Origin of the sequence: Pelorhabdus rhamnosifermentans (genome assembly GCF_018835585.1) — a bacterium.
In the GTDB taxonomy this organism is placed as follows: Bacteria; Bacillota; Negativicutes; order UMGS1260; family UMGS1260; genus Pelorhabdus; species Pelorhabdus rhamnosifermentans.
Map to the genome: position 1 here is coordinate 204238 of NZ_JAHGVE010000004.1, position 25108 is coordinate 229345.

A 25108-nucleotide genomic window follows, 5' to 3' on the forward strand; every position below is an offset into this window, starting at 1 on the left:
TGAGTAGAGGTTTTTATGATACGAGGTGTAGTTACATGAGTCAGGATGTGTTTGGTGATTTTTCAGCTGCTTCTTTGGCTGGAACGGACCAAGAAGTCGAATTTATCAAGGCGGCACTTAATCTTCCTGCTTGTTCTAAGATATTAGATTTATATTGCGGATATGGTCGTCATGCCATTGAATTGGCCAAGAGTGGATATGCAGTCACTGGAGTGGATAATACTGCTGATTTTTTAAGTATTGCCAAGCAAAAAGCAGCGGAGCTTGAGGTCAGCATTGACTTTTGTCAATGTGACATGCGAGAAATACATTTTTATAACCACTTTGATGCTGTTATTAATATGTTTGCTGCCTTCGGTTATTTTAATGACGATGAAAATTCGGCTGTTATGGGGGCTATTAGTCGTTCTTTAAAACCTAAGGGACTATTTTTGATTGATTTATTGAATCGTGAATGGATGCAAAAAAATAATTTGAATCGTTATTGGCGTCATCCTAATGGCGAAAGTGTTGTATCAACAAAAGTAGAAATTTATGAAGGCTTGGCCATGATGAAACGCCAGTTGATTAATCAAGTAACTGGACAGAAAATGGAGACTGATTTTCAGCTTCGTACTTATTCGTTAGCAGAAATGACGGAATTACTTAGCTTTCATCATCTTCAGATAAAAAAAGTCTATGGCGCATTTGATGGTCGTACTTATGATGAAGATACGCCAAGAATGATTATTTTAGCGCAAAAAATGAATGAATAGGATTTTCATGAAACAGTTTTACAGTTTATGTAGAACTGTTTTTTTTGTCCGATTGCTCACCTCGATTGATCTACGCATCATAAACTATAACAAGAGTGTTTGTAGCAAGGTGAGGTGTTAAACTGTGATTGTTAAAATAAATGGACGTCAGCACGTTCGTATGCCACGAGTAGGAATTGCTTTAAGCGGAGGCGGGCTGAGAGGACTTGCTCATATTGGCGTGCTCCAAGAATTATGTCGCCAACAGATACCTGTGCATATGATTGCTGGGACGAGTGCGGGGGCCATTATTGCGGGGTTATATTCTACCGGAAAAAGTCCGGCAGAAATGCGGGAGCTTGCGCATAAGGTACGTCTTAACGATTTAATTGATGCGAAACTTTCCATCAATCAGCTTATTAAGTATGGTATGAAATGGTTGTTTACAGGAAAAGTCCGACTGCTATCTGTTATTCCCGCTGGTGTCATTAAAGGGGACTGCATCGAGCAGTATTTCAAGTTGCTCTGGGGCGAGCTTACGGTGCGTGAGACAAATATTCCACTGGCTATTACAGCTGTGGATATCAATACAGCTGAAACTATCTTTTTTATGACTCCTTTACGTGCAAAGCCAACAATTTTAAATGCAAAGTATTATTATAATATTCCTATCATCGATGCTGTTCGCGCCAGTATTTCTATTCCAGGACTTTTCACTCCTAAAAATTATTCTGGTATGATGCTTGTCGATGGAGCAGTAAAGAACAACTTGCCAGCAGATATCTTACGTGAGATGGGAGCTGATATTGTCATTGGTGTTGATTTAGGTTATGATGGAAAACCGAATTATGGAATCCAATCGGTTGGTGAGGTACTTATGCAATGCATTGAAATTATGTCACGGGAAGTCACTTTATTAAAAGGGCGGCAACATTCTGATCTGGTTATTCGACCGCAAACGTTTGATATTTCTTTTTCAAATAAAGTTGATATTGATACTTGTATTGACAGGGGTGTTTTTGCGACAAAAGAGCTCATTCCAGACATTTTGGATTTAATACGCTAATTCTGTCACGGAAAATCAGCCTGGCAAAAAGTAACTTGTTAATTTTTACTGGAAAAGCTATAATTAAAATAGAATTTTTACCCGTGGATATAAATGGAAAAGGGTATGTTTTGTTTATAGGAGTGACTGATTTATGTTACAAATGAACGGGATCAAAAAAGGACTTGTGCTTTGTTTAAGTGGATTCCTTATTTTAATAACAAGTTTTGTCGGAAATGTTAAGGTTGAGGCTGCTAGCTTTACAGAAAATTTATTATATGGTGCTGCAGCGTTTGCTTATATTAATGGTCAACTGAATAATCTTAATGACAATCATCAAAAAGATTTGTTAGCGCAAACGCAAAAACAAACGGGTGTCTATGAAAATGAGGAAAAAGATGCCTATTTAGCGAATGTAGCACAACGCTTAATGACGAACGGGATTATTAAGGGTCATTATGCTGTATACTTAACACCTGACAAAAGCATTAATGCTTTTTGTACGTTAGGTCGTGTGATTGCTGTTAACAAAGGAACTATTGAAATGCTTGATGAAGATGAGTTTGCTTCTATTCTTGGTCATGAAATGGGACATGGAGAACACAAGGACCCTGTAGAAGGAACGAAAAAAAGTATCGGTCTTGGTGTGTTAGTTGATTTGTACTTACAGGATAATCCGGGCATAACAAGCCAAGTATTGGGTGTTGCAAGTGCTAATTATATCAATAATGAAGTCATTACCATGCAAGAAGAATGGGCGGCAGATAATGCTGGTTTTGATAATGCTGTTGCTGCAGGCTATAATCCGGGTGGTGGCGCTGCTGCCATGGCTTTTATGCGCTCTAAATTGGGAGAATTATGGCATGATGGACTGAGCAAAATTGTGAGTCCCAATAATCATCCTAAGACTTCCGACCGTGTGAATAATTTTTCTAAGAGAATGACAGATTATAGTCATGGCCATGTTACTGTAAAAGGTGATAAAACGGTTTGTCTTGACGGTGTTGAGATTATCACGCCAGCGAAGACTGAACGTTATTTAGCAGCTGAACGTACATATTTAATTGCGGGTAAACTTGCCAGAGAATATCATAACAATACACTAGAAACGGTATCTGTTGGGCAAAATGGCACTGTCTATATGGGAGATCGAGCTCTTTTTACACCTGTTGATGGAGACAGCGATACAGCCCAAGAGGTTGCGGATAAAATTAACGTCCTTATTAAAAAATAGGTAAAAGTAAATTGATAAAATTGTATCCCCTTAACAAGAAACTTCATATGAATAGGTTAGGGGGCGATACGATGTCGATGTTTGATATGAAAAGTATTGTTAAGGCCATTCGAGTTCATGATATTACGATGTTGGCCTTAGAGAAGAGTAATTCTGAGTGGGATTATCAGGATGAACAGGAATTAACCCGTGCTATTGTTGCCAAATATGATTCCATTAATCGCTTGGTCTTGCAAGACATGAAATACATGGAAAGAATATCACGTCAGCAAGCAAGAAAGGCGAAAAATGAATCTATAAAGCAATAAGGCTGGAGAAACAAAAGAGCAACAGTAAGGTGTTGCTCTTTTGTTTATGACAAGGTTTACAATAGGTTAGGAGGAACTATCGATGAATTTTGCTAAGCATACTAATCAAAAAGTATTTCGATTGATTATACTTACTGTATTTGTTATCCTTGTCTGGATTAGCTTTAGGGTATATCCTGCTTTTTTTCAAAAGATGTATGTTTTACTTCTACATGGTGATGTGAGGGGCAGTGTTCACTTCATCCGATCTTATGGACCGTATTCCATGATTGTTAGTTTCTTACTTATCGTTTTTATTAACACTGTCGCTGTACTGCCAAATATTTTCATCTTAGCTGCTAATGGTGTGATTTTTGGTGTAGTAGAAGGAACGATTATTTCGTGGTTAGCTGAATCAGTGGGTGTCATTTTAAGCTTTATTTTGATGCGATATTTTTTTCATGATGTTGCTCATAGTGTGATTATTCGCAGTAATGCCTTGAAACGAATTGATGAATTTAGTGGCAAGCAAGGATTTCGCGTTATGCTTGTGGCGCGGTGTATTCCCTATGTACCATCCGGTCTTATTACGGCTCTTGGTGCTGTAAGTAGTATTACCCTTGCTGATTATGCCCTAGCTACATTTATTGGAAAATTACCATCTGCCTGGATTGAAGTCACTTTAGGTCATGATTTGTTATCTTATCAGGATCATGTTATGAGGCTTACACTCCTCATCTTTTTATCCATCGCTTTATATTATTTTTTAGCGAGAAAGAAAAAGCAGCAATAATGGATGACTACATAACAATTTTTACTTGTTGACGAATAAAGATTATTAACATATAATAATGACATGAAAATAAAATTAAATGGGATGTAGAACTGACGGATAGTGGAGATTACCACGTGAACTACATTCTTGAAATGCCGACCGTCTGGGCGAGATTGCAAGATCTTGTTTCAGAGGGTCTTTTTGTTGCAATCTTCAATGTTAATTCAATTATTCAATTGAGGAGGTCATGCAATAATGGCATGGAAAGGTTTTGTTAAAGGAATTTGGAATGAGAAAATTGATGTTCGTGATTTTATTCAGAATAATTATCAACCCTACAGTGGTGAAGACAATTTTTTAAGTGGTCCCACCATAAAGACGAGTGCACTATGGAAAGAATGCTGTGATTTATTAGATCAGGAACGGAATAAAAACGGTGTACTTGATGTTGATTATCAGACTGTTTCAACAATTACTTCACATAAGCCAGGATATATTGACAGAAAACTGGAAAGTATCGTTGGTTTGCAAACCGATGCACCGTTGAAACGCAGTGTCATTGTCAATGGTGGCATTCGCATGGCAGAACAAGCCTGCGAGGCTTATGGTTATAAGTTAAATCCCGAAATTAGTGAACTTTATCATCATCATTGCAAAACACACAATACAGCTGTTTTTGATGTTTATACAGATGAAATGAAACATGTGCGCAAATTAGGCATTATTACGGGGTTGCCTGATGCCTATGGCCGCGGACGCATTATTGGTGATTATCGTCGTATCGCTTTATATGGAATTGAGCGGCTTATTGTTGAAAAACGAACTGACTTGAAAAATATGGAAGGCCGAGCTATGGTGCAAGAAGCGATCCAGTTGCGCGAAGAAATTATGGCTCAAATTGCTGGATTACAGGATATGTCACTCATGGCCCAAAGTTATGGATTTGATATTACGCAACCTGCTGTAAATGCGCAGCAAGCTGTTCAATGGGTTTACTTTGGTTATTTGGCGGCAATTAAGGAACAAAATGGCGCTGCCATGTCATTAGGTCGTGTATCAACTTTTCTTGACATATATATTGAGCGTGATTTGGCACAAGGGGTATTAACAGAAGAAGAAGCACAAGAACTGATTGATCAATTAGTAATAAAATTGCGTCTTGCACGTCATTTGCGTACACCAGAATATAATGAATTATTTGCTGGTGATCCGCTCTGGGTGACAGAAGCTATTGGCGGTATGGGGGAAGATGGACGAACCTTAGTGACACGTACGTCTTATCGTATTTTAAATACTTTATATAATTTAGGTCCAGCGCCTGAACCGAATCTGACTGTATTGTGGTCAACAAAGTTACCTGCCGCCTTTAAAAAGTTTTGTGCTAAAGTGTCTGTCGATACAAGTGCTATTCAATATGAAAATGATGATATTATGCGTATGGACTATGGTGATGATTATGCTATTGCCTGCTGTGTATCAGCAATGAAAGTAGGCAAACAGATGCAGTTCTTTGGTGCCAGAACGAATTTGGCTAAGGCCTTATTGCTTGCCATTAATGGTGGCCGCGATGAGAAAAAAGGTGACCAAGTCGGGCCCGTGCTCCCTGTCCTTCAGGACGAATACCTTGATTATGATAAGGTAAGAAAAAATTATTCCATCGTTTTAGAATGGTTGGCTGGATTATATGTCAATACAATGAATGTCATCCATTTCATGCATGATAAGTATGCTTATGAACGGTCACAGCTTGCCTTGCATGATACAGACGTAGAACGACTCATGGCTTTTGGGGTTGCTGGATTATCTGTTGCAGCGGATTCGTTAAGTGCCATTCGTTATGCTAAGGTACAGCCTGTGCGAAATGAACAAGGCATTGCTGTTGATTTTAAAATTACTGGCGACTTTCCTTGTTTTGGCAACGATGATGACAGAGTAGATCGCTTTGTTAAAGAAATTACAGCTGAATTCTCTCACAACTTAAAACAACATCCCGCTTATCGGAATGCCAGACATACCTTGTCTGTGCTCACAATTACTTCAAACGTTATGTATGGTAAAAAAACCGGTTCTACTCCTGATGGACGTCAAAGTGGACAACCTTTTGCACCAGGTGCAAATCCCATGCATGGACGTGATGCGCGGGGAGCCTTGGCTGCCATGAATTCTGTGGCCAAAATATCTTATGAAGATTGTCGTGATGGTATTTCCTATACTTTTTCAGCGGTTCCAGGAGCACTTGGAAAAAGTTCGACAAATAGGGTAGATAATCTTGCTGCTGTACTTGACGGTTATGCTATGCAGCAAGGCCATCATATTAATGTGAATGTTCTTGATCGAGAAGTTTTAGAAGATGCCATGATTCACCCGGAAAAATATCCCCAACTAACGATTCGTGTGTCAGGTTATGCTGTAAATTTTGTAAAGTTAAGTCCTGAGCATCAACGCGAAGTAATTAGTAGAACTTTTTATCAGGCTATGTAATATCTACTCTACACAATCAACAGAATTTCCACTAAAATTTCCGAATGGTTAAATATGTATCGGTGAGGGGTTAGATAAAATGAAGGGATATTTTCATTCCATTGAAACATTTGGGACAGTTGATGGTCCAGGCATTCGCTATGTACTATTTTTAAGCGGCTGTCCTATGCACTGTTCTTTTTGTCATAATCCGGATACATGGGAGCAAGGAAACCAAACGATTACAGTAGAAACTGTTCTGGCTGATGTAGAAAAATACCGAAACTTTTATGAGCGCTCTGGAGGCGGTATTACGGTAAGTGGTGGAGAGCCATTGATGCAAGCCGAATTTGTAACTGAATTATTCAAAAATTGCCATGCGCGAAAAATTCATACTCTCATTGATACCTCGGGTTGCGCACCTTTAGAAAATCTAAAGATGGTTTTACCTTATACAGATACCATTCAATTTAGTATTAAAGCTGTTGAACCGGTGAAACATCAAACATTAACTGTCCTGTCAAACGATGCGATCTTAGCCAATCTTCGTTATGCAGCCGAAAGTCAGCTACCGCTGATTATTCGTTATGTCATTATTCCTGATGTAAATAATGCGACTTCAGATATGAACCAATTAGCAGAATTAGTGAAGTCCTTGCCAGGCAGTGCATCTGTAGAGCTCTTAGCTTATCATACATTGGGATTAGAAAAGTGGGAAAAGCTCGGTAAAAAATATACATTAACTTCGATAAGAGAAGCTAATGCTGAAGATTTAAACATTGCTAAGGCGATTTTAAATGAGCAAGGCATCCAGGTTATAGGCGTAGAATGAAACAAATTGCTGATAAAAATTCATCATAAAAAGAAAAAGATTATTACCTTTTTCTTTCTGATTTCGTCGCCCATGGTTACTGAGGTGGCACTGAAGAAATTAAAGCCCTGTTAAAGTAATATAAGTAACCCAGGTATATGGAGCAGTGTAGGTGTTTGTCGACATCTATACTGCTTTTTGCTTGTTCTGGTGGATCTATTGTTTGGTAAAGGCGTCTGTCGAAAATTAGCGAAATAGGGCAAAGATAAAAAAGGTTTTTTGTATTCTGGACGGAATTTAGAATTAAAATAATAAAGAGGGATTGTGTGAGAATGATGAAAAGTATCGGCGTGGTAACCTATGTTCGCAATTCACCCGTGGCGATTTTTTTAAAAGACAATTTGGAAACCGTTCTCGCTAATTATGTTGATGTGAAAATCTATTCTTTTGATGAATTGAAGCCGGGAAAAACGATTGATGACGATATTGTTCTAGTAATGATTAAAAGTCAGGCGCTGCAAGTAAAAAAACATATTTCTGATGCTCGGCGGATTGTTGTTGCCCAAAGGACTACTAGGGAGAGTGAAATTTACAAGATTTTTTCCATTCCTGCCGATACTAGAGTGTTGGTAGTTAATGATAATTCAGAAACAACATTGGAAGCTATTACTCTCTTTTATCAATTAGGAATTAACCATTTGAATCTTGTTCCTTATAAAGAAGGCGAGGATTACAGTGATATTAAAATTGCTATAACTCCTGGTGAGAACTGGCGTGTTCCAGAGTATATTGGTACTGTCCTTGATATAGGCCAGCGCTATATTGATATATCTACATTTATCGAAATAATTAATAAGTTAGAAATAACGGAAGATGAAGTTAGCAGACGATTTTTGAAGTATTCTGAAAGCATTGTATCTTTGGATACGGGTATAAGAAGGCAATATAAAGAGCTGGTTACCAAAAATACTGAGTTGAGAGCAGTGATCAATTTGTCCCCGGAGGGCATTCTGTTGTTAAACAACGAGAAAATGGTCAGTCTCTACAACAAAAGTTTAGAAAAAATGTTCGATATTCATAAGGATATTACTTGTGTCAACTTGAATGATTTATTCACGTTGGACATTATTAATGTTCTTAATCAGGATGTTATTAGGGATGAAATTGTAGAATATAAAGGTCGAACCTTGATTGTTAACAAACATAATCTTGAATACTTTGGAGAAATGGCCGGAATCTATTTTATCTTCCAAGAAGTTACTTATATAAAACAATTAGAGCAAACTTTAACGAAAAAGTTGCGAGCTAAAGGTCTTTTGACCAGATACAATTTTTCAGATATCCATACGAAATCACCTGAAATGATACAATGTATTGATTTTGCACGAAAAGCTGCTTGTTCTGATCTAACAATCCTAATTACAGGTGAAAGCGGTACCGGGAAAGAACTTTTAGCCCAATCTATTCATAATGCATCTCATCGTACAAAGCAGCCATTTATGGCTTTTAACTGTGCCGCAGTTCCTGAAAGTATTATGGAAAGTGAACTTTTCGGATATGAAGGCGGTACATTTACAGGAGCATTGAAAGAAGGTAAAGCCGGATTATTCGAACAGGCTAATAATGGTACGATGTTCTTAGATGAAATTGGTGATATGCCCTATTCAATGCAGGCTAAGTTATTAAGGGTTTTACAGGAACAGCAAGTCATGCGCATTGGTTCCCAGCGTGTAACTACTATAAATATACGGGTTATTGCGGCCACAAACAATGATCTTCGTAAAAAAATACGCTCCAGTCAGTTCCGGGCAGATCTTTATTACCGTCTAAACGTGTTACCAATTATGGTTCCGCCTCTTAGAGAACGAAAGGAAGACATTTTATATCTTTTAAATTATTTTTTGAGACAAAAACATCGGGAGAATCTTTCCGTTCTACCGGAAACCTGTGATATCTTAATGCAATATGGGTGGCCGGGAAATATTCGAGAATTAAACAATGTTGCTGCCTATATTTCTTTTATGACAGACACTATAGTGAGACCGGACCATCTTCCATGCTATATTTTTGATATTCAGGAAGATTTTGAACGGGACTTCAACGTCTTGGCAATTAGGGGTGATTTGGAAAATTGCCAGGCAGTATTGAAAGTTATTGCCGATTTTGATTCTTTAGATATGGGAGCTGGGCGTAAAAGTATTGAGGACTTCCTTAATAATACAGGTGTACATTTGTCGCAAGGGGAAATTCGGCGTGTACTGAACGTTTTAAATGGATGTGAACTTATAACATCTGGCATTGGACGAAAAGGCAGTGAAATTACGTTAAAGGGGAAATATTTTTTAAAATGGTTAAAAAACAGGAACAACCAACCAGTTTAAATACCTATTAAATGCCCAATATTTAGAATTCTGAAAGTTTAATTTATGAACAACGTTACATGATAAATGACTGTATCGTTAAAAAACGTAAGCTATTGCACTTAAGTTCTAGCTTGCGCTTTTTTATTTTTTAGAATTTTGTCATTTGGCATTAAAATTGCAATTAATTATTCCTGAATAGATAAGTATTGCATTTACAACATATCAATACAAAGCAGAAGGGGGAGTTTTATGAAGTGTACACTGAATAATACGGTAGAAGAACAAAAGATTTTTGGAATTTTGAACCAAGAGCTAGTGGTTGCGCTTGGCTGCACTGAACCAATAGCGATTGCCTATGCGGCGGCCTTAGCTAAGCAATTTGTTAAGGATGGGGACATTCTTTCTGTACAAGTAGCGATGAGTGGCAATATCATAAAAAATGCCATGTCTGTTACTATACCCGGCACATCTATCTGCGGTATAAATGCGGCCACAGCTTTGGGCATTGTGGCTGGTAATCCAGATAAAAAGCTAGAAGTGTTGTCTGGTATAACTCAAAATCACGTAAAACAGGCACAAGACATGATAGAAGCAGGAATCATCTCTGCTTCTGTGGCCAATACTTCCAAGAAACTGTATATCGAAGCTGTGGTTCACTCGAAAAAATCATATGCGAAGGTTGTTATTGCTGATCATCATACTGGTGTTGTATTAATTGAAGTTGATGGTCAGGCGGTTTATAAAGAAGACCATAAGGATAATGCTTGTGATGAGCTTAATACAGACAGTCTTTTTTTGAATTTGGATAGAGTTTGGCAGTTTGCTATGGAAGTTGATACGAAAAAATTAGATATAGTAAAAGAAAGTATCAAATTGAATAAGCGAGTAGCCTTGGAGGGATTGGCGAATGTGTATGGACTTCAAGTGGGAAGAAGCATTCGTGACAGTATTGCCAAAGGAATCTTGACAGACGATTTCGCAACTTGGGCAATGGCACTGACTGCTGCTGGTTCCGATGCTAGGATGGCAGGCTGTTCACTACCGGTGATGAGTAATTCAGGCAGCGGAAATCAAGGATTATGCGCCACTTTACCCGTGGTGGCCGTCGGAGAAAAACTAGAAATTGATGACGAAAAAATGATACGGGCAGTGGCGCTAAGTCATTTAATAACCATTTATATCAAATCTAAATTTGGTCGTTTATCCGCGTTATGTGGTGCGACTATCGCCGGAACAGGTGCTAGTTGTGGCATTACCTATTTATTGGGCGGCGATTTAATTCAAGTGAAATATGCTGTACAAAATATGTTAGGTAATGTAACTGGCATGTTGTGTGATGGTGCCAAGGCGGGTTGTGCCATGAAAGTGTCTACTTGTGTCAATGCGGCAGTCCAATCGGCTGTTATGGCCAGGGAACAACGTTCGATTCAGTCTACTGACGGGATTATTGAAGCCGATGTTGATCGATCTATCGACAATCTTTGCCAACTGGGAAATCAAGGAACTTTGGAAGCAGATAAGATTATCCTGGAGATTATGTTAAATAAGAAAGTAGGGTAATCTGGCTTTAATTACCGTTTAAAGACTTAACCATTTTGTAATTTCATTTGAATTTTCTTATCAATAATGTGCGATTTTGTCTATTTCATATTTCTAAGATTACTGTCACTATAAGGATGAAATAGGTGATGTAAGCTTGGAGGGAGAGATTATTATCAATAAACCAATCATTGGAATTTTAACTAACTTGCTTATTACTGAGGGTAGTATGTTTCCGGGAATGGAAAGGGCCTACGTAAACTATGATTATGTTCAGGCAGTTATGATGGCAGGAGCCGTACCGATATTATTGCCAGTGATCAGTGATGAACAATGTATTAGGAAGCAAATTGAACTTGTGAATGGTCTATTACTAACTGGCGGATATGATATCAATCCGCTGCATTATAATGAAGAACCTCGCAAAGAACTGGAGTTTATTTTCCCTGAGGTAGATGAACATCAACTAGCCGCCGCGCAGATAGCTACTGGCCTGAGTAAGCCTATGCTTGGAATATGTAGGGGAACACAAGTTCTGAATGTGGCATTTGGTGGAACTTTGTATCAGGATGTACTTCAAGTGCCCACATCTATTAAGCATACTCAGAAAACACAAAGGTATGTTCCTGGACATACAGTGAACATAGTTCAAGATACTATCCTGTCTAGAAGTTTTAATAAAAAAGTGATTTTGACCAATAGTTTTCATCATCAGGCCGTTAAGGATATTGCGTCAGGATTTATAGTCAATGCTAGGGCAGAAGATGGAGTAATAGAAGGAATCGAGAGACCAGGCGATGTATTTACTGTTGGCATCCAATGGCATCCGGAAATGATGGCTGGAAAATATCCGGAAATGTTGAATGTTTTTAAACAGTTTGTCGCAGCAGCGGAAACTACAGTGCGATGATTACAAGAGAGAAAATGAATTAGGTGAGGGGGATTAATCAATGTTATATACATACCAGCCCAAAGGCGTTTGTTCAACTGAAATAACCTTTGAGATTGCGGACGGTGTTGTAAAAAATGTAAAGTTTACTGGAGGCTGTCGCGGTAATCTTACAGCTATATCTAGACTTTTGGAGGGATTGCCCGCTCAAGAGGTGATTTCAAAGATGAAAGGTATTACTTGTCGGCCAAGCGGAGCTTCTTGTGCTGACCAATTGGCATGTGCTTTAGAAAAAGCAATTAATTCTTGACGTTCTTCGGTATGAGATAAAAGGAGTAAACGCTGAGTGACGGGTGAAGATAAAAAGAAATTTGGATTGAGGTGATTTCAAAATTAAAGGGCATTACCTGCTGACCTAGTGAAGATTCTTGTGCCGATCAGTTGTAAGCCGATGTCGAAAAGGATTAAATTTTGGGAGGTAAATCATGGACATAGCAGAGCAGAACAATGAAGTACGTAAACATCCAAAGGGGTTTTATGTGATTGCATTTATTGAAATCTGGGAAAGATTTGGTTATGGCGGATTACACACAGTATTGGCTTTATTTCTTACTAAAAATTTAGGAATGACCGATGCCCAAAGCTTTTCGGTTTATGGTACTTTTGTAGCATTGGTGTTTGCTTTTATGTCTGTCGGTGGTTATATCGGAGATAAGGTTTTAGGAACACAACGTACTATAATATTAGGTGCTGTAACCCTTATGGTGGGCTATTTTATTATGGGACTTGCTAACTCCGATATAACACTTATCTATGCTGCTTTGGCTATTGTAGCTGTTGGTAATGGGTTATTCAAGGCTAATCCTTCAAGTTTATTATCAAAACTATATTCAAAGGATGATCCAAGAATAGATGGCGCATTTACAATCTATTACATGGCTATAAATGTTGGATTTCTCATTTCCATGATTGCTATTCCTTACTTAGGAGCAAGATATGGAGCAACTTTTGGTTTTTATGTCTGTGGCGGTGGCGTATTTCTTGCAATTGCTTCATTTTTGGCTTTTCGAAAATTAGTTAAAGGTTTTGATTCTCCAGTTGGGTTGGAACCAATAAAGTACAAAAACCTATTAATGGTGGCAGTAGGAATTATAATAACTGTTACTGTTTCAACGTTTATGCTGCAAAATATTAAAGTGGTACGTTTTTTGCTATTATTGGTTGGAATAACGGTTGTAGGAGTTTTCTTTAGGGAAATATTTAAAAGCAATGGTACTGAACGGAATCGATTGATTGCCGCCTTTATTTTGATACTTGAAGCAATCGTATTTTATACACTTTCACAGCAAATGCCGATGTCATTAAATTTCTTTGCAATTAGAAACGTAGAGCATGCGATATTAGGGATTCCTGTAGGTAATCCACAAAGCTTCCAAGCTTTAAATCCATTTTTCATCATGTTGCTAAGTCCAATTTTAGCTTGGATGTATACTCATTTTGGAAAACAGGGACGAGATCTTTCTATTGCTACTAAATTTGCAGTAGGCATGGTTTGTTGTTCATTTAGTTTTTTAATCCTGTCTTTTGGAGCTAAATTCGCAAATGAGCAAGGCATTGTTTCGGCAAATTGGCTTGTAGCAAATTATTTTTTTAGTAGTTTGGGTGAATTGTTAATTAGCGGATTAGGACTTGCAATGGTAGCTAAATTAGTACCTCAAAGAATAGTTGGATTTGTTATGGGATCATGGTTTCTAAGTATTTCAGCGGCGGGTATTATTGGTGGTTGGGTAGCTTCATTGACTGCTGCACCAAAAGGTATCACTGATCCACTACAAACGTTGCCGGTTTATTCAAATGTGTTTTTTGAAATTGGGGCAGTTGCGGGAATAGTTGCTATTCTTATGCTAATTACTGCGCCTAAAATTAAACACTTAATTGAAAAAAAAGAAGAGGTAGTGTAGAGGGTTCTATCGCAGGAGATAGTCAAGGTGCTTAGTAAGATTTTATTTACTAATATAAATTGAGGGGGAAAATTAATGAAAAAGAAAACGAGTGCTATTTTGTCTGTTGCTTTTGCTTTCTCAGTATTTGGTACAAGCTTTGCTGCAGATGCTACGTTTCAAGATGTATCAGCAACACAATGGTCTTATGATGCAATATCATATTTAGGTCAAGCAGGAATAATTGATGGTTATAACGACCAAACTTTCCGTGGCAATCAAACCATGACTCGTAACGAAATGGCGGAGATCGTTTACAAAGCTATGAAAAATGAATCAAAAGCGAATATTGCCCAAAAGGCCCTCATTGATAAATTAGCTTCTGAATATGCCTTGGAAATGAATAAAATCAATAGCATAGATAATCGACTTGGTAAGGTTGAAAAAAAATTAGCTGATATTAATATTTCCGGCAGCTTATTGGAACAGTACAAGGTCAAATCAGTTCCCCAACCGGATAGTAATTACAAAAACTACTCCAAGCAACAGTGGCAAATACGATTGAACTTAAGCGCGAAGGTTGATAACAATACCACTTTAAATGTTCGCCTTGCTAATCCTGCACCGACTAAAGAAATTTTCGAAGATGTAACGGCTAAGTTCGGCGGTGTTAATAGTGATAATACTTTGAAGGCTGATCGGTTCTTCGCTACTACTAAGGTTGGCGCTACGAAAGTTACTATTGGACGTCAAGCACTTGCAATTGATCCGGAAGATGCTATTGTTGATAGCGGATTTTTTAGTTATGATGGTGCCAAGTTGGATTGGAATTGGAAGGGCCTAAATTTTGATATAAAATATGGACGTTTTGCTGAAGGTGTAATAGGTTATACTTTTGGCAGTGGAATAACTACAAATGCTGCAGATTTTAACGATGTTGAAATTTCTTCCGCTTCGGTTGGATCTAAGAGCGGCAATTTAAAATGGGATACAGGGTGGGCTAAATTTAAAAATTGGCAGCTTAGCAAAAATCTTATGAACTATTATTTTGGACATGCAGGCTATCAATTTAATAATGTATTTTCGATGGCGGCTGAGTATGGCAAAAATACGGAGGCAGCAACTGATGGTACATATTGGTTCCTCAAAGGAGTATATGGTGCGCAGTCCTTAAATGCAGCAAATAAACAGAATTTTACAGTTCAGTATCTTCATGCCTCACAGAACTCACTTAATGGATGTTATACAGGATTTGATGATCAAGCTCACGTTGATGCAAATGATGGAACAAATGGCCATGGTTGGAATTTTCTTGATTTTGCGTATAGATATGCTTTCAGCAATAATATGGTGGGGAAAATTGAATATGGTAAAATTATTGATCAACAAAATTCAAAGGAAGATTATCACTTCTATAAGTTTCAATTGATCTATAAAATATAATTTATAAAAATTTGGGGTGAAAACTTTGAAAAAAATTATTGTTAGCGATCAAGCACCAAAAGCGATAGGACCATATTCGCAGGCAGTTTATGTAGATAAGTTACTTTTCATATCAGGACAATTACCTATTGAGCCTGCCAACGGGACTATGCCAGATGATATTAAGGCACAAACTAAGCAGTCTTTGAAGAATATAAAGGCAATTCTTGAAACTGCTGGGTTAAGCATGGATAGTGTAATTAAAACGACAGTTTATTTAAAAGATTTAGGCGATTTCGCGGAGGTCAACGACATGTATGCAACATTTTTCAAGCAAAACCCTCCCGCTCGTGTGTGTGTTGAGATTTCTCGTTTGCCTAAAGACGCTTTGGTTGAAATTGACGCTATAGCCTACAATGGGAGCAAAAGCGTAAAATAGATTGTTTGTTTTATACATTAAAAAAATCAATTAAAATGGGGATCTATTAATGATGGAAAGTTTAGAGAAGAGTGCGGAAATTGCAATTCGTCAATGTATGGGGGTAAAATCGGGGGAAAGTGTCCTGGTAGTTGCAGATAAAAAACTTCGTAATATTGGTCTAGCACTTTGGGAAAAAGCAGTTGATGTCGGTGTAGAAGCGATATATATGGAAATGACGGCTCGCAAAGAGAATGGTGAAGAACCACCTGCTGCTGTCGCTGCAGCCATGCTTGCTGCAGATGTGGTTTTAGGAGTCACTTCTCGTTCTTTTACTCATACTGTTGCTCGTAAACAGGCCAGTAAAAATGGTGCGAGAATAGCTACATTACCAGGTATAACAGAAAAAATGCTGCAACGCACACTGAATGCTGATTATATGGCTATAGCTAGAATGAGCAAAAAATTGGCTAAAGTTCTGACAGATGGTAAGCTTGTTCATATATTTACACCTGAGGGCACGAATATTAGTATATCTATTGAGGAACGCTCGGGTTATCCAGATACGGGTATCCTTCACGATGCTGGTGATTTTGGTAACTTACCGGCAGGGGAAGCTTATATTGCTCCTAAAGAAGGAACCGCTAATGGCGTAATTGTCGTTGATGGTAGTATGGGGAGTATCGGTATCTTACAAAAGCCTATCAAATTAACAGTAGAAAAAGGTTATGTAACTAAAATTGAGGGCGAGCAGGACGCGAAAAAACTTAAGCTTATTTTGGATAAATATGACAAAGAGGCAAGGAATATTGCCGAATTAGGTATTGGTACTAATCCACAGGCTTCGTTGTCCGGACGTGTTTTAGAGGATGAAAAAGTCATGGGGACTGTTCATTTGGCTATTGGTAGTAATATCGGATTTGGTGGGTTAGTCCAGGTGCCGATTCATTTGGATGGAATTCTTTTAAAGCCGACTCTTATTATTGATGAGCAAGTTATAATAAAAGATGGTAAATGCTTAACTTCTTGAAAAAAACGGGAAAAAAGATGTATTACCGAAAGAACAACTATTATTGTTAATTGATTAGAATGATAAATAGCAAAAGTGTAAGTTCCGAATATTATTTTATATATGGGACTTACACTTTTTATCTTCTATATTATTTGGTGACAAAGCAGTTAGGTGTTTATTTTTTGAGTGACTTGCGGTAGAGTGAGGATAGTCCATAGCGCTTGTCCTTTCTGTGTAATGTGTTCTTTGCAAAACCATCTTTGCACAGCTACAATCTCTATGGACATTTTTTTTAGTTCAATTTCATTTTACAATGAACAAAAAAATAATTATTGTTAATTAGAAATAGTAATAAGTAAACTATATATAATTGCTATATTAAGGTATATAGGCAGGCAAAACCCGTCTTAAATAATTTCAAAAAGAAACAGTTGCAAAAAGCAATTAATAATGGTAAGATGTTTCCAGGAGGTGTATTCCATGAATTTTACGACTCCAAGCCAACGGCTTAGAGAAACTACACGATTACTTATTCGAAAACTGGGGGTTTTAGAAAGAAGCGAAGCTACTTGCTGCAGTATTACATTAACTCAATGTAATACGATTGTCGAAACAGGAAGGCGACAGCAAATATCTGTTAATGAATTAGCAGAATTGCTGAATCTGGATAAAAGCACTGTAAGTAGAACGGTAGATCAGTTGGTAAATAAAGAATTGATCATCCGAGAGCCTGACTCAAATGACCGGCGTTATGTCGCTTTGCGGCTTACCGCTCAAGGTGAAGAATTATTTCACGACATTGAGCAGCGCATGGAAAAGTATTTTACCGAAATTCTAGATTCCATATCTGAAGAGAAGCAGGAGCAAGTAATAGAAAGCTTGCAGCTTTTAGCCGAAGCATTGAAAGGCAGAAGGTGTTGCTAGAGATACGATGAAAGGGGGAATGATTGATGTTCGAGCCTTTTTCTGATGTAGTAGTATATCAATGGTTAGGCTTTTCATCAGCTGACCGGTTGGGATCTGCACTTCATTTTTTTGTTGCCGATACACCGCAAATACTGGTATTGCTTATGGTTGCCATTTTTATCATATCAGTTATCCGATCTTATTTTCCGCCGGAAAAAACCAAGAAATTTCTTAGTCGACGTCAGAGCTTTTTCGGAAATATATTAGCTGCCCTGATTGGTATTATTACCCCATTTTGTTCTTGCTCGGCTGTTCCGTTATTTATTGGCTTTATAGAAGCAGGCGTACCCCTTGGCGTTACATTTTCGTTTTTAATTGCCTCACCGATGGTCAATGAGGTGGCCTTGATTTTACTGTTTGGCTTGTTTGGCTGGAAAATTGCGCTTCTTTATATGGTGAGTGGCGTGGTTATTGCCATTATTGCCGGAATAATTATTGGCAGGTTGGGGCTTGAACACTTGCTGGAAGACTATTCAGGTTATGAAGAAAGCAAGAATAGCATAATCCAAGAGCTTACATTTAAAGAAAGGTGCGGACAGGCAAAAGCATTTACAATCGAATTACTGCGGTATATTGCACCCTACATTGTTATTGCCATTGCTATAGGCGGCCTGATTCACGGCTATGTGCCGGATGATTTTATTGCCCGGTATGCTGGACCTGATAATATTTTTGCAGTTCCTTTGGTAGTATTGCTCGGGGTTCCGCTTTATAACAGTGCTAGCGGGATGGTACCAATTGTCTATTCACTTATAGAAAAGGGATTACCACTTGGCACTGCATTGGCTTTTATGATGGCTGTCTCTGCGATTAGCTTTCCTGAAATGATTATTTTACGCAAAGTTCTGAGGCTAAAATTAATTGCTATTTTTGCCGGAATCCTAACGGTTGCCATTATTTTTACTGGTTATCTATTTAATCTAATCAGCTAAAATGGGGGAGAGAAAAGATGAAACAAGATATTCGTGAAACCGTTCAACAAAGATATGCCAAATTGATTGTCGAAAAATCATGTTCTAGCAGTCCCAAAAGTTGTTGTGGCGACTTAGCTAGTAAGACTGCACAACAAATAACAGATGGGTTGTATCACACCGATGAGGTAGCTGGATTACCTGAAAATATGCTTGCACTGTCTTTGGGCTGTGGCAATCCTACATCACTAGGCCCATTGTATGCAGGAGAAGTAGTCCTTGACTTAGGCAGCGGGGCCGGATTAGATGTATTGCTTTCTGCTCGAAGAGTCGGACCAACGGGAAAAGCCTATGGCTTGGATATGACCGATGAGATGCTTGAAGTCGCCCGAGTCAATCAGAAAAAAGCAGGCATTGAAAACGCCGAATTCTTAAAAGGGCATATTGAGGCCATCCCTTTAGAAACAGAAAGTATCGATGTCGTCGTTTCCAATTGTGTCATTAATTTATCAGGCGATAAAGACAAAGTGATGCGGGAGATCGCCAGGGTATTAAAGCCTGGTGGGCGGATTGCCGTTTCTGATATTGTCATTAAAAAAGCACTACCGAAAAAGATACAGGAAAATGTTTTGGCATGGGTCGGCTGCATTGCTGGCGCACTGACAGAAGAAGAATATCGCCATAAACTAGAAAAAGCCGGGTTAAAAAATATTGAATGTATTGTGACAAAAGAATACGATTTTGCAGACCTTCTTGCTAAGAATAATATTTCTTTATCGCCAGAAGAATGGGCGGATGCTAAGGGTTCTTTGGTCAGCGCTTTTATTAGAGCTAAGAAACCGGCTCGTGAATGGACTCCTGGGATCGATTATACCATTCGCCAAGCAACAGATAATGATTGGCCTGGAATACGGGATGTATTGACGGCTAGCGGACTGCCGATAGTCGGATTAGATTTAAACATCCATCATTTTATCGTTGCTGATCGTGGGCCAATCATAGGTGTGTTAGGAGCTCAGTACGAGCAGAACAAAGCATTGATCCGTTCGTTCGCAGTAATTTCAGAATTGCGAAAAGCGGGTGTTGGTATGGCTTTATGGCACCAAATGCAAATTCAATTGAAAAGCAAAAGAATAGCAGAGGCTTACTTACTGACAGAGACGGCTCAAGATTATTTTAAACGGACAGGATTTTATGAAATCAACCGTGCTGAAGTGCCACTTTCCTTACTCAAAGAATCAGGGCTTGATCAAGCCTGTCCGTGTACGAGCCATTGTATGAAGCTGTTGTTCTAACCGTTTTTCGATTACAAGTGAGAGAAGGGGAATGAATTGAAGGAAAAGATTCGACAGTATGCGCTATCAGCGGGAGCTCATTTGGTCGGTTTTGCAGATGCCGATGATTTGAAAGAGGCACCCGAAGGCTTTCAACCCACGAACATTATGCCAGAAGTTCAAAGCGTGATCGTTTTAGGGAAAGCATTGACTGTTGGGACTGTATTTTCAAAGAACAAGGCTGTTTATACGATGCAAGGAGATACAATTGTAAAAGATTTAGATTCATTAGCAAGTCAAGTCGCGTACTTTATTGAGAGGCAGGGCGGATTAGCTATGACTATTCCAACCGATGCACCTTATTTTTATTGGGATGAGGAACGAAAACATGGCATGGGTATTCTGTCTCACCGTCATGCTGCGGTTAAAGCGGGTCTAGGTGTTATTGGTAAAAGCGCTTTGTTAATTACCCCTGAGTATGGAAGTCGGATCACCTTGGTAACCATTCTGACCGATTTGAAATTGGCGGCGGATTCTCTAATGAACAATAATCTCTGTCCGCCAGCCTGTAAACGGTGCGTCGATGCCTGCCCAACGAAAGCATTAAGTGGAAATGGTTCAGTAGAACAAAAATTGTGTCGAAGTCACGTAGGCACAACATCAGACAGAGGACATGATTTGGTAAATTGCTGGAATTGCCGCGTTGTGTGTCCGCATACAGGCAATCAAGCTAATAATGCCTAAGGATCTTTTACAGTAAAAGGGGTAGCAACTTTGGGGTTGCTGCCTTTTTATTATGGCTAATATGATCGACAAACATTGGGCAAAATAATTTTTTATTGTCACGAAAATTGAGCAGGATAATATACTATACTATAGAATATCACTATATGAACATACGGTGATATAAAAAGGAGGATTCAATTATGAAAAAGATTGAAATTTTTGAAGTGGCGTTGTGCTGTTCAACAGGAGTGTGTGGTCCCTCTGTTAATGAGGACTTGCTTCGCATTACAGCCGCTGTTAATAAAATTAATGCCAGCGGTGGCAACGCTATCTGCTATAACCTGAATAGTAATCCTGATGTGTATGTAAAAAACGTTATTGTTAATGAGCTGTTAATGAAGGATGGTGAAACAGTACTTCCTATCACTTTATTAGACGGAATCGTTGTGAAAACCAAGGCTTATCCGTCAAATAATGAATTAGCGGACTGGAGTGGCATTGCTTTGTCAACTGACGCATCGTCCAATGATTGTGGTTGTAATTCGGCCTGTTGCGGAGACTCTGAAAGTGGGTGCTGCTGACAGTAAGGAGGGAGAGTGTACAATGCTGAAACTATACGAACCAGCAAAACTTGATTTAAAAAAGTACATTTTTTTTACAGGAAAAGGTGGGGTTGGAAAGACTTCTACGGCCTGTGCTACAGCTGTAACCTTTGCTGATCGTGGCAATAAGGTACTTCTTATCAGTACCGATCCAGCTTCGAATCTCCAGGATGTTTTTGAAACAACGCTTGACAATAAAGGCGTTCAAATTCAGGGTGTTCCCAATTTAACCGTTCTAAATTTAGATCCTATACAAGCTGCGTATGAGTATAAAGAATCTGTGGTAGGTCCTTACAAAGGAAAATTGCCTGAATCGGTCATAAAAAACATGGAAGAACAGTTATCAGGCGCATGTACTGTAGAAATAGCGGCATTCAATGAGTTTTCCAATTATCTTACCAATAAGGAACTGGAAGCAAAATATGACTATATTATCTTTGACACGGCACCGACCGGACATACTTTAAGGATGTTGCAGCTGCCTACAGCCTGGTCAACGTTTATTAGTGAGAGTCAGCACGGAGCTAGCTGTCTGGGACAATTGGCAGGGCTTGAAGACAAAAAGGATATGTACAAAAATGCAGTAAACAACCTGGCAAATGCTGAACTCACCACATTGGTGCTTATCGCCAAACCTGAGTATTCACCACTGTTTGAAGCCAGCAAAACATCTCATGAACTTAAAGAATTAGGTGTAAAGAATCAGATACTGATCATTAATGGAATATTTGAAGGAGATGCCGGTCTTTGTGATATATCCAAACGTTTGGTGGAAAAACAAACAACTGCTCTTCAAAATATTCCTGAAGAGATTAGAAATCTACCTGCATACAAGATTCCTCTGCGTGACTATAATGTTACCGGCATAGAAAAAATCCGGTTAATGTTAAAATCAAATTTCCTGACCGATAGTAGTGAAGTTGTTGAAATCAAAGGCTATCATAAGCTGAATGAATTAATAGGATACCTTCATGCTCAAAACAAAAAAGTCCTATTTACCATGGGAAAAGGCGGAGTAGGTAAAACGACTTTAGCTGCAAGTATTGCTTTAGGTTTGATTGCAAGGGGGGAAAAAGTGCATCTTACAACAACTGATCCGGCCAATCATCTCAAGCTGCTGGTCGAATCGACTGAGAATTTAACGGTAAGCAGCATCAATCCTGAGGAGGCAGTAAAAAAATACCGACAAGATGTACTTGAAAAAGCAAAACAAACAATGAGTCAAGAAGATCTATCCTATATTGAAGAAGATTTGCGGTCGCCGTGCACGCAGGAAATTGCCATTTTCAATGTGTTCGCCAGTATCGTAGATGCATGTGACGAGGAAGTGGTCGTCATTGATACGGCACCAACCGGTCATACTCTTTTACTGCTGGATGCTACCGAAACTTATCATAAGGAAGTTGCGCGCATCAAAGGAGATCTGCCTGATGCGGTGAAAAAGCTGCTGCCAAGGCTTAGAAATGCTCAGGAAACAGAGGTGATTATCGTTACATTACCTGAGGCAACCCCTGTCTATGAAGCGCAAAGGCTTGAAGAAGATCTTAAGAGAGCAGGAATACACACCAATTGGTGGATCGTAAACTCAAGTTTTAGTCTGGTTGATACGGAGCAACCCTTGCTAACCGCCAAAGCCAAGGCTGAACGAATGTGGATCAATAGGGTATATGATTTGGCAAAAGGCCATATCGTGTTATTGCCTTGGCTGAAAGAGAATATTACAGCCAAGACGCTGCCGAAGTTTTTCGAATAAATGAAATAGGTGATGGAGATATGGACGTAATTGAAATACTGAAAGCTTTGAGTGATGAAAACAGACTTCGAATTTTAAATTTATTAAACCATGGTGAACTGTGCGTATGTGATATTGAGAGAATTACACAGCTGTCCCAATCCAATTTGTCCAAACATTTAAACAAGCTAAGAATGACCGGACTTATTAAAGCCAAAAAGCGGGCACAATGGGTATTTTACTCTTTGAATGAAGATTGCTTTTTACAATATAGTTTTTTAAAAGCTTTATTTAACGTCGATATTCAACAAGTAAGACACTATGAGAAGGATATTGCTGCGAAAAATGCCATCGAAGATCTAACCTGTGGTGTCTGAACCAATAAATTTCTGAAAAAGATTATAAAAAGAGGTGACTGCGATGACGGAAAAGCGACTAGATTTTTTTGAACGATATTTAAGCATTTGGGTATTTATTTGTATTGTCATCGGTATCCTGTTCGGTAAAATGTTTCCGGGATTAGTGACTACTTTGAGTCAAATGGAAATAAGCCACGTTAATTTGCCGATTGCTGTACTCATTTGGTTGATGATTTATCCGATGATGCTAAAAATTGACTTTTCGGCGATACTAAAAGTCGGAGAGAAACCAAAGGGAATTTTTATTACACTGTTTGTGAACTGGATTATCAAGCCCTTTAGCATGGCTTTCCTTGGGTGGTTATTTTTTAAAAACCTTTTTTTACCATTTATAGGAACGGATTTAGCCAATCAATATGTTGCAGGCGTTATTATACTTGCAGCAGCCCCCTGCACGGCCATGGTATTTGTCTGGAGCTATCTTACTGATGGCGATTCCGCCTATACGCTTGTTCAGGTTGCGTTGAACGACTTAATTATGCTGCTTTTGTTTGCACCAATCGTCATGTTTTTGCTAGGTGTTTCGAACATTGTTGTTCCGAAAGATGTTCTCTTTATGTCGGTAGTCCTTTATATTGTCATCCCGTTAGTTGCTGGATATTTTACGCGGCGGTTCTTGCTTGGTACTAAAGGCGAAGCATGGTTTCATACTCGTTTTTTGGCTCCTCTAAAACCAGTCACGATCATAGCACTTTTGGCTACGCTCATCATTATTTTTGCTTTTCAGGGTGAAGTTATTTTAGGCAACTGGTTTAATATTATTTTAATTGCCATTCCGATCACCATTCAGGTGTATTTCAACTCTTCTCTCGCGTATTTTTTAGCTAAATATTTTAAAGTACCGCACTGTATAGCAGCTCCGGGAGCTCTGATCGGTGCCAGCAATTTCTTTGAACTTGCCGTAGCCGTTAGTATCTCCTTGTTTGGATTAACGTCAGGCGCCACCCTGGCCACTGTTGTCGGCGTATTGGTTGAAGTTCCTGTCATGCTATCGGTGTGCAATTTTTGCAATCGAACGAAGCATTGGTTTGATAAGGAAAAATTGATAAAATAACAGAATAGGGGCAAACGGACAGCCAGTGGCTGTCCGCACTATTTGTCTCTGATTGGAGGAATAACATTGAAAGAAAAAGTTCTATTTCTTTGTACACATAATTCGGCAAGATCGCAGATGGCCGAAGCGTTGTTACGCGCTCTAAAAGGAGATCGCTATGAGTCATTTAGTGCAGGAACTTTACCTGGAAAACTTAATCCTTATGTTGTTAGAGCCATGGCAGAGATGGGAGTGGATTTATCTAGCCATTACGCTAAAAGTTTGAATCAATTTCTTCATGATGATTTTGATTATATTGTTACTGTTTGTGATCATGCCCAAGAAAGTTGTCCCTATTTTCCTGGAGGAAGAAAGAAAATACACCAAAGTTTTGCCGATCCATCTAGTTTTACAGGAACAGATGATGAAATTATGGAAGGAGTACGACGTGTTAGAGATGAAATAAAAGAATGGATCATGACTGCATTTAAATAAAGCCTATCGCTTGATAAATTC

24 protein-coding genes and 1 riboswitch are annotated in these 25108 nt (G+C 38.6%); all 24 genes read left to right on the top strand.

All coding sequences use genetic code 11. The annotated features are described in order from the left end of the window. Positions 1–35: 35 nt before the first annotated feature. The gene (locus tag Ga0466249_RS07095; protein WP_215828740.1) at positions 36–755 is read left to right on the top strand and encodes a class I SAM-dependent methyltransferase; all 720 of its coding nucleotides are present in this window, start codon (positions 36–38) and stop codon (positions 753–755) included. A 124-nt stretch (positions 756–879) separates the two neighbouring features. After that, positions 880–1800 (top strand): patatin-like phospholipase family protein, encoded by a 921-nt coding sequence (locus Ga0466249_RS07100; protein WP_312889728.1) that lies wholly within the window; start codon positions 880–882, stop codon positions 1798–1800. A 133-nt stretch (positions 1801–1933) separates the two neighbouring features. Then, on the top strand, positions 1934–3013 hold the full coding sequence (locus Ga0466249_RS07105; protein WP_215828741.1) for a M48 family metalloprotease: 1080 nt from the start codon (positions 1934–1936) through the stop codon (positions 3011–3013). 71 nt (positions 3014–3084) lie between these two features. Beyond that, positions 3085–3321 carry a hypothetical protein gene (locus Ga0466249_RS07110; RefSeq protein ID WP_215828742.1) on the top strand — a complete coding sequence of 79 codons (237 nt, stop codon included), beginning with the start codon at positions 3085–3087 and terminating at the stop codon, positions 3319–3321. Positions 3322–3403: 82 nt separating this feature from the next. Continuing rightward, positions 3404–4093, top strand: a complete 690-nt coding sequence (locus Ga0466249_RS07115) for a TVP38/TMEM64 family protein (protein WP_215828743.1) — start codon at positions 3404–3406, stop codon at positions 4091–4093. A gap of 78 nt (positions 4094–4171) precedes the next feature. Continuing rightward, positions 4172–4251, top strand: a riboswitch (ZMP/ZTP riboswitch). A gap of 79 nt (positions 4252–4330) precedes the next feature. After that, positions 4331–6556, top strand: coding sequence for a formate C-acetyltransferase (pflB, locus tag Ga0466249_RS07120; protein ID WP_215828744.1), 2226 nt, complete (start codon positions 4331–4333; stop codon positions 6554–6556). A gap of 79 nt (positions 6557–6635) precedes the next feature. Further along, positions 6636–7367 carry a pyruvate formate-lyase-activating protein gene (pflA, locus tag Ga0466249_RS07125; RefSeq protein WP_215828745.1) on the top strand — a complete coding sequence of 244 codons (732 nt, stop codon included), beginning with the start codon at positions 6636–6638 and terminating at the stop codon, positions 7365–7367. A 311-nt stretch (positions 7368–7678) separates the two neighbouring features. Then, complete coding sequence (locus Ga0466249_RS07130) at positions 7679–9727, top strand: sigma-54 interaction domain-containing protein (RefSeq protein ID WP_246588549.1); 2049 nt, start codon at positions 7679–7681, stop codon at positions 9725–9727. 231 nt (positions 9728–9958) lie between these two features. Next, positions 9959–11269, top strand: coding sequence for an L-cysteine desulfidase family protein (locus Ga0466249_RS07135; protein ID WP_215828747.1), 1311 nt, complete (start codon positions 9959–9961; stop codon positions 11267–11269). Positions 11270–11405: 136 nt separating this feature from the next. After that, positions 11406–12158, top strand: coding sequence for a gamma-glutamyl-gamma-aminobutyrate hydrolase family protein (locus tag Ga0466249_RS07140; protein WP_246588531.1), 753 nt, complete (start codon positions 11406–11408; stop codon positions 12156–12158). A gap of 40 nt (positions 12159–12198) precedes the next feature. Then, the gene (locus Ga0466249_RS07145) at positions 12199–12447 is read left to right on the top strand and encodes a TIGR03905 family TSCPD domain-containing protein (protein ID WP_215828748.1); all 249 of its coding nucleotides are present in this window, start codon (positions 12199–12201) and stop codon (positions 12445–12447) included. 175 nt (positions 12448–12622) lie between these two features. Continuing rightward, the gene (locus Ga0466249_RS07150) at positions 12623–14098 is read left to right on the top strand and encodes an oligopeptide:H+ symporter (protein WP_215828749.1); all 1476 of its coding nucleotides are present in this window, start codon (positions 12623–12625) and stop codon (positions 14096–14098) included. Between the two features lie 75 nt (positions 14099–14173). Then, positions 14174–15520, top strand: a complete 1347-nt coding sequence (locus Ga0466249_RS07155) for an S-layer homology domain-containing protein (RefSeq protein ID WP_215828750.1) — start codon at positions 14174–14176, stop codon at positions 15518–15520. 25 nt (positions 15521–15545) lie between these two features. After that, the gene (locus Ga0466249_RS07160) at positions 15546–15938 is read left to right on the top strand and encodes a RidA family protein (protein ID WP_215828751.1); all 393 of its coding nucleotides are present in this window, start codon (positions 15546–15548) and stop codon (positions 15936–15938) included. A gap of 49 nt (positions 15939–15987) precedes the next feature. Next, positions 15988–16947, top strand: coding sequence for an aminopeptidase (locus Ga0466249_RS07165; protein ID WP_215828752.1), 960 nt, complete (start codon positions 15988–15990; stop codon positions 16945–16947). Positions 16948–17409: 462 nt separating this feature from the next. Further along, a complete protein-coding gene (locus tag Ga0466249_RS07170) occupies positions 17410–17853 on the top strand; it encodes a MarR family winged helix-turn-helix transcriptional regulator (protein WP_215828753.1) in 444 nt (147 codons plus the stop codon). Positions 17854–17879: 26 nt separating this feature from the next. Continuing rightward, complete coding sequence (locus Ga0466249_RS07175; RefSeq protein WP_215828754.1) at positions 17880–18827, top strand: permease; 948 nt, start codon at positions 17880–17882, stop codon at positions 18825–18827. 17 nt (positions 18828–18844) lie between these two features. Next, entirely contained in the window at positions 18845–20101 is a 1257-nt protein-coding gene (gene arsM / locus Ga0466249_RS07180) for an arsenite methyltransferase (RefSeq protein WP_215828755.1), read from the top strand. Between the two features lie 36 nt (positions 20102–20137). Beyond that, positions 20138–20824, top strand: coding sequence for an epoxyqueuosine reductase (locus Ga0466249_RS07185; protein ID WP_215828756.1), 687 nt, complete (start codon positions 20138–20140; stop codon positions 20822–20824). Positions 20825–21006: 182 nt separating this feature from the next. Beyond that, positions 21007–21387 (top strand): arsenite efflux transporter metallochaperone ArsD, encoded by a 381-nt coding sequence (arsD, locus tag Ga0466249_RS07190; protein WP_215828757.1) that lies wholly within the window; start codon positions 21007–21009, stop codon positions 21385–21387. Positions 21388–21409: 22 nt separating this feature from the next. Then, positions 21410–23161 carry an arsenical pump-driving ATPase gene (gene arsA / locus Ga0466249_RS07195; RefSeq protein ID WP_215828758.1) on the top strand — a complete coding sequence of 584 codons (1752 nt, stop codon included), beginning with the start codon at positions 21410–21412 and terminating at the stop codon, positions 23159–23161. Between the two features lie 20 nt (positions 23162–23181). Beyond that, positions 23182–23517: an ArsR/SmtB family transcription factor gene (locus tag Ga0466249_RS07200; protein ID WP_215828759.1), complete on the top strand. Its 336-nt coding sequence runs from the start codon at positions 23182–23184 to the stop codon at positions 23515–23517. Between the two features lie 43 nt (positions 23518–23560). Then, positions 23561–24613 (top strand): ACR3 family arsenite efflux transporter, encoded by a 1053-nt coding sequence (gene arsB, locus Ga0466249_RS07205; protein ID WP_215828760.1) that lies wholly within the window; start codon positions 23561–23563, stop codon positions 24611–24613. A gap of 66 nt (positions 24614–24679) precedes the next feature. Beyond that, on the top strand, positions 24680–25087 hold the full coding sequence (locus tag Ga0466249_RS07210) for an arsenate reductase ArsC (protein WP_246588532.1): 408 nt from the start codon (positions 24680–24682) through the stop codon (positions 25085–25087). Positions 25088–25108 lie beyond the last annotated feature (21 nt).

Coding starts and splice junctions, on each gene's coding strand:
- Ga0466249_RS07095 (WP_215828740.1), top strand. CDS start 36: ATGAGTCAGGATGTGTTTGGTGATTTTTCAGCTGCTTCTTTGGCTGGA.
- Ga0466249_RS07105 (WP_215828741.1), top strand. CDS start 1,934: ATGTTACAAATGAACGGGATCAAAAAAGGACTTGTGCTTTGTTTAAGT.
- Ga0466249_RS07110 (WP_215828742.1), top strand. CDS start 3,085: ATGTCGATGTTTGATATGAAAAGTATTGTTAAGGCCATTCGAGTTCAT.
- Ga0466249_RS07115 (WP_215828743.1), top strand. CDS start 3,404: ATGAATTTTGCTAAGCATACTAATCAAAAAGTATTTCGATTGATTATA.
- pflB (WP_215828744.1), top strand. CDS start 4,331: ATGGCATGGAAAGGTTTTGTTAAAGGAATTTGGAATGAGAAAATTGAT.
- pflA (WP_215828745.1), top strand. CDS start 6,636: ATGAAGGGATATTTTCATTCCATTGAAACATTTGGGACAGTTGATGGT.
- Ga0466249_RS07130 (WP_246588549.1), top strand. CDS start 7,679: ATGATGAAAAGTATCGGCGTGGTAACCTATGTTCGCAATTCACCCGTG.
- Ga0466249_RS07135 (WP_215828747.1), top strand. CDS start 9,959: ATGAAGTGTACACTGAATAATACGGTAGAAGAACAAAAGATTTTTGGA.
- Ga0466249_RS07145 (WP_215828748.1), top strand. CDS start 12,199: ATGTTATATACATACCAGCCCAAAGGCGTTTGTTCAACTGAAATAACC.
- Ga0466249_RS07150 (WP_215828749.1), top strand. CDS start 12,623: ATGGACATAGCAGAGCAGAACAATGAAGTACGTAAACATCCAAAGGGG.
- Ga0466249_RS07155 (WP_215828750.1), top strand. CDS start 14,174: ATGAAAAAGAAAACGAGTGCTATTTTGTCTGTTGCTTTTGCTTTCTCA.
- Ga0466249_RS07165 (WP_215828752.1), top strand. CDS start 15,988: ATGATGGAAAGTTTAGAGAAGAGTGCGGAAATTGCAATTCGTCAATGT.
- Ga0466249_RS07170 (WP_215828753.1), top strand. CDS start 17,410: ATGAATTTTACGACTCCAAGCCAACGGCTTAGAGAAACTACACGATTA.
- Ga0466249_RS07175 (WP_215828754.1), top strand. CDS start 17,880: ATGTTCGAGCCTTTTTCTGATGTAGTAGTATATCAATGGTTAGGCTTT.
- arsM (WP_215828755.1), top strand. CDS start 18,845: ATGAAACAAGATATTCGTGAAACCGTTCAACAAAGATATGCCAAATTG.
- arsD (WP_215828757.1), top strand. CDS start 21,007: ATGAAAAAGATTGAAATTTTTGAAGTGGCGTTGTGCTGTTCAACAGGA.
- arsA (WP_215828758.1), top strand. CDS start 21,410: ATGCTGAAACTATACGAACCAGCAAAACTTGATTTAAAAAAGTACATT.
- Ga0466249_RS07200 (WP_215828759.1), top strand. CDS start 23,182: ATGGACGTAATTGAAATACTGAAAGCTTTGAGTGATGAAAACAGACTT.
- arsB (WP_215828760.1), top strand. CDS start 23,561: ATGACGGAAAAGCGACTAGATTTTTTTGAACGATATTTAAGCATTTGG.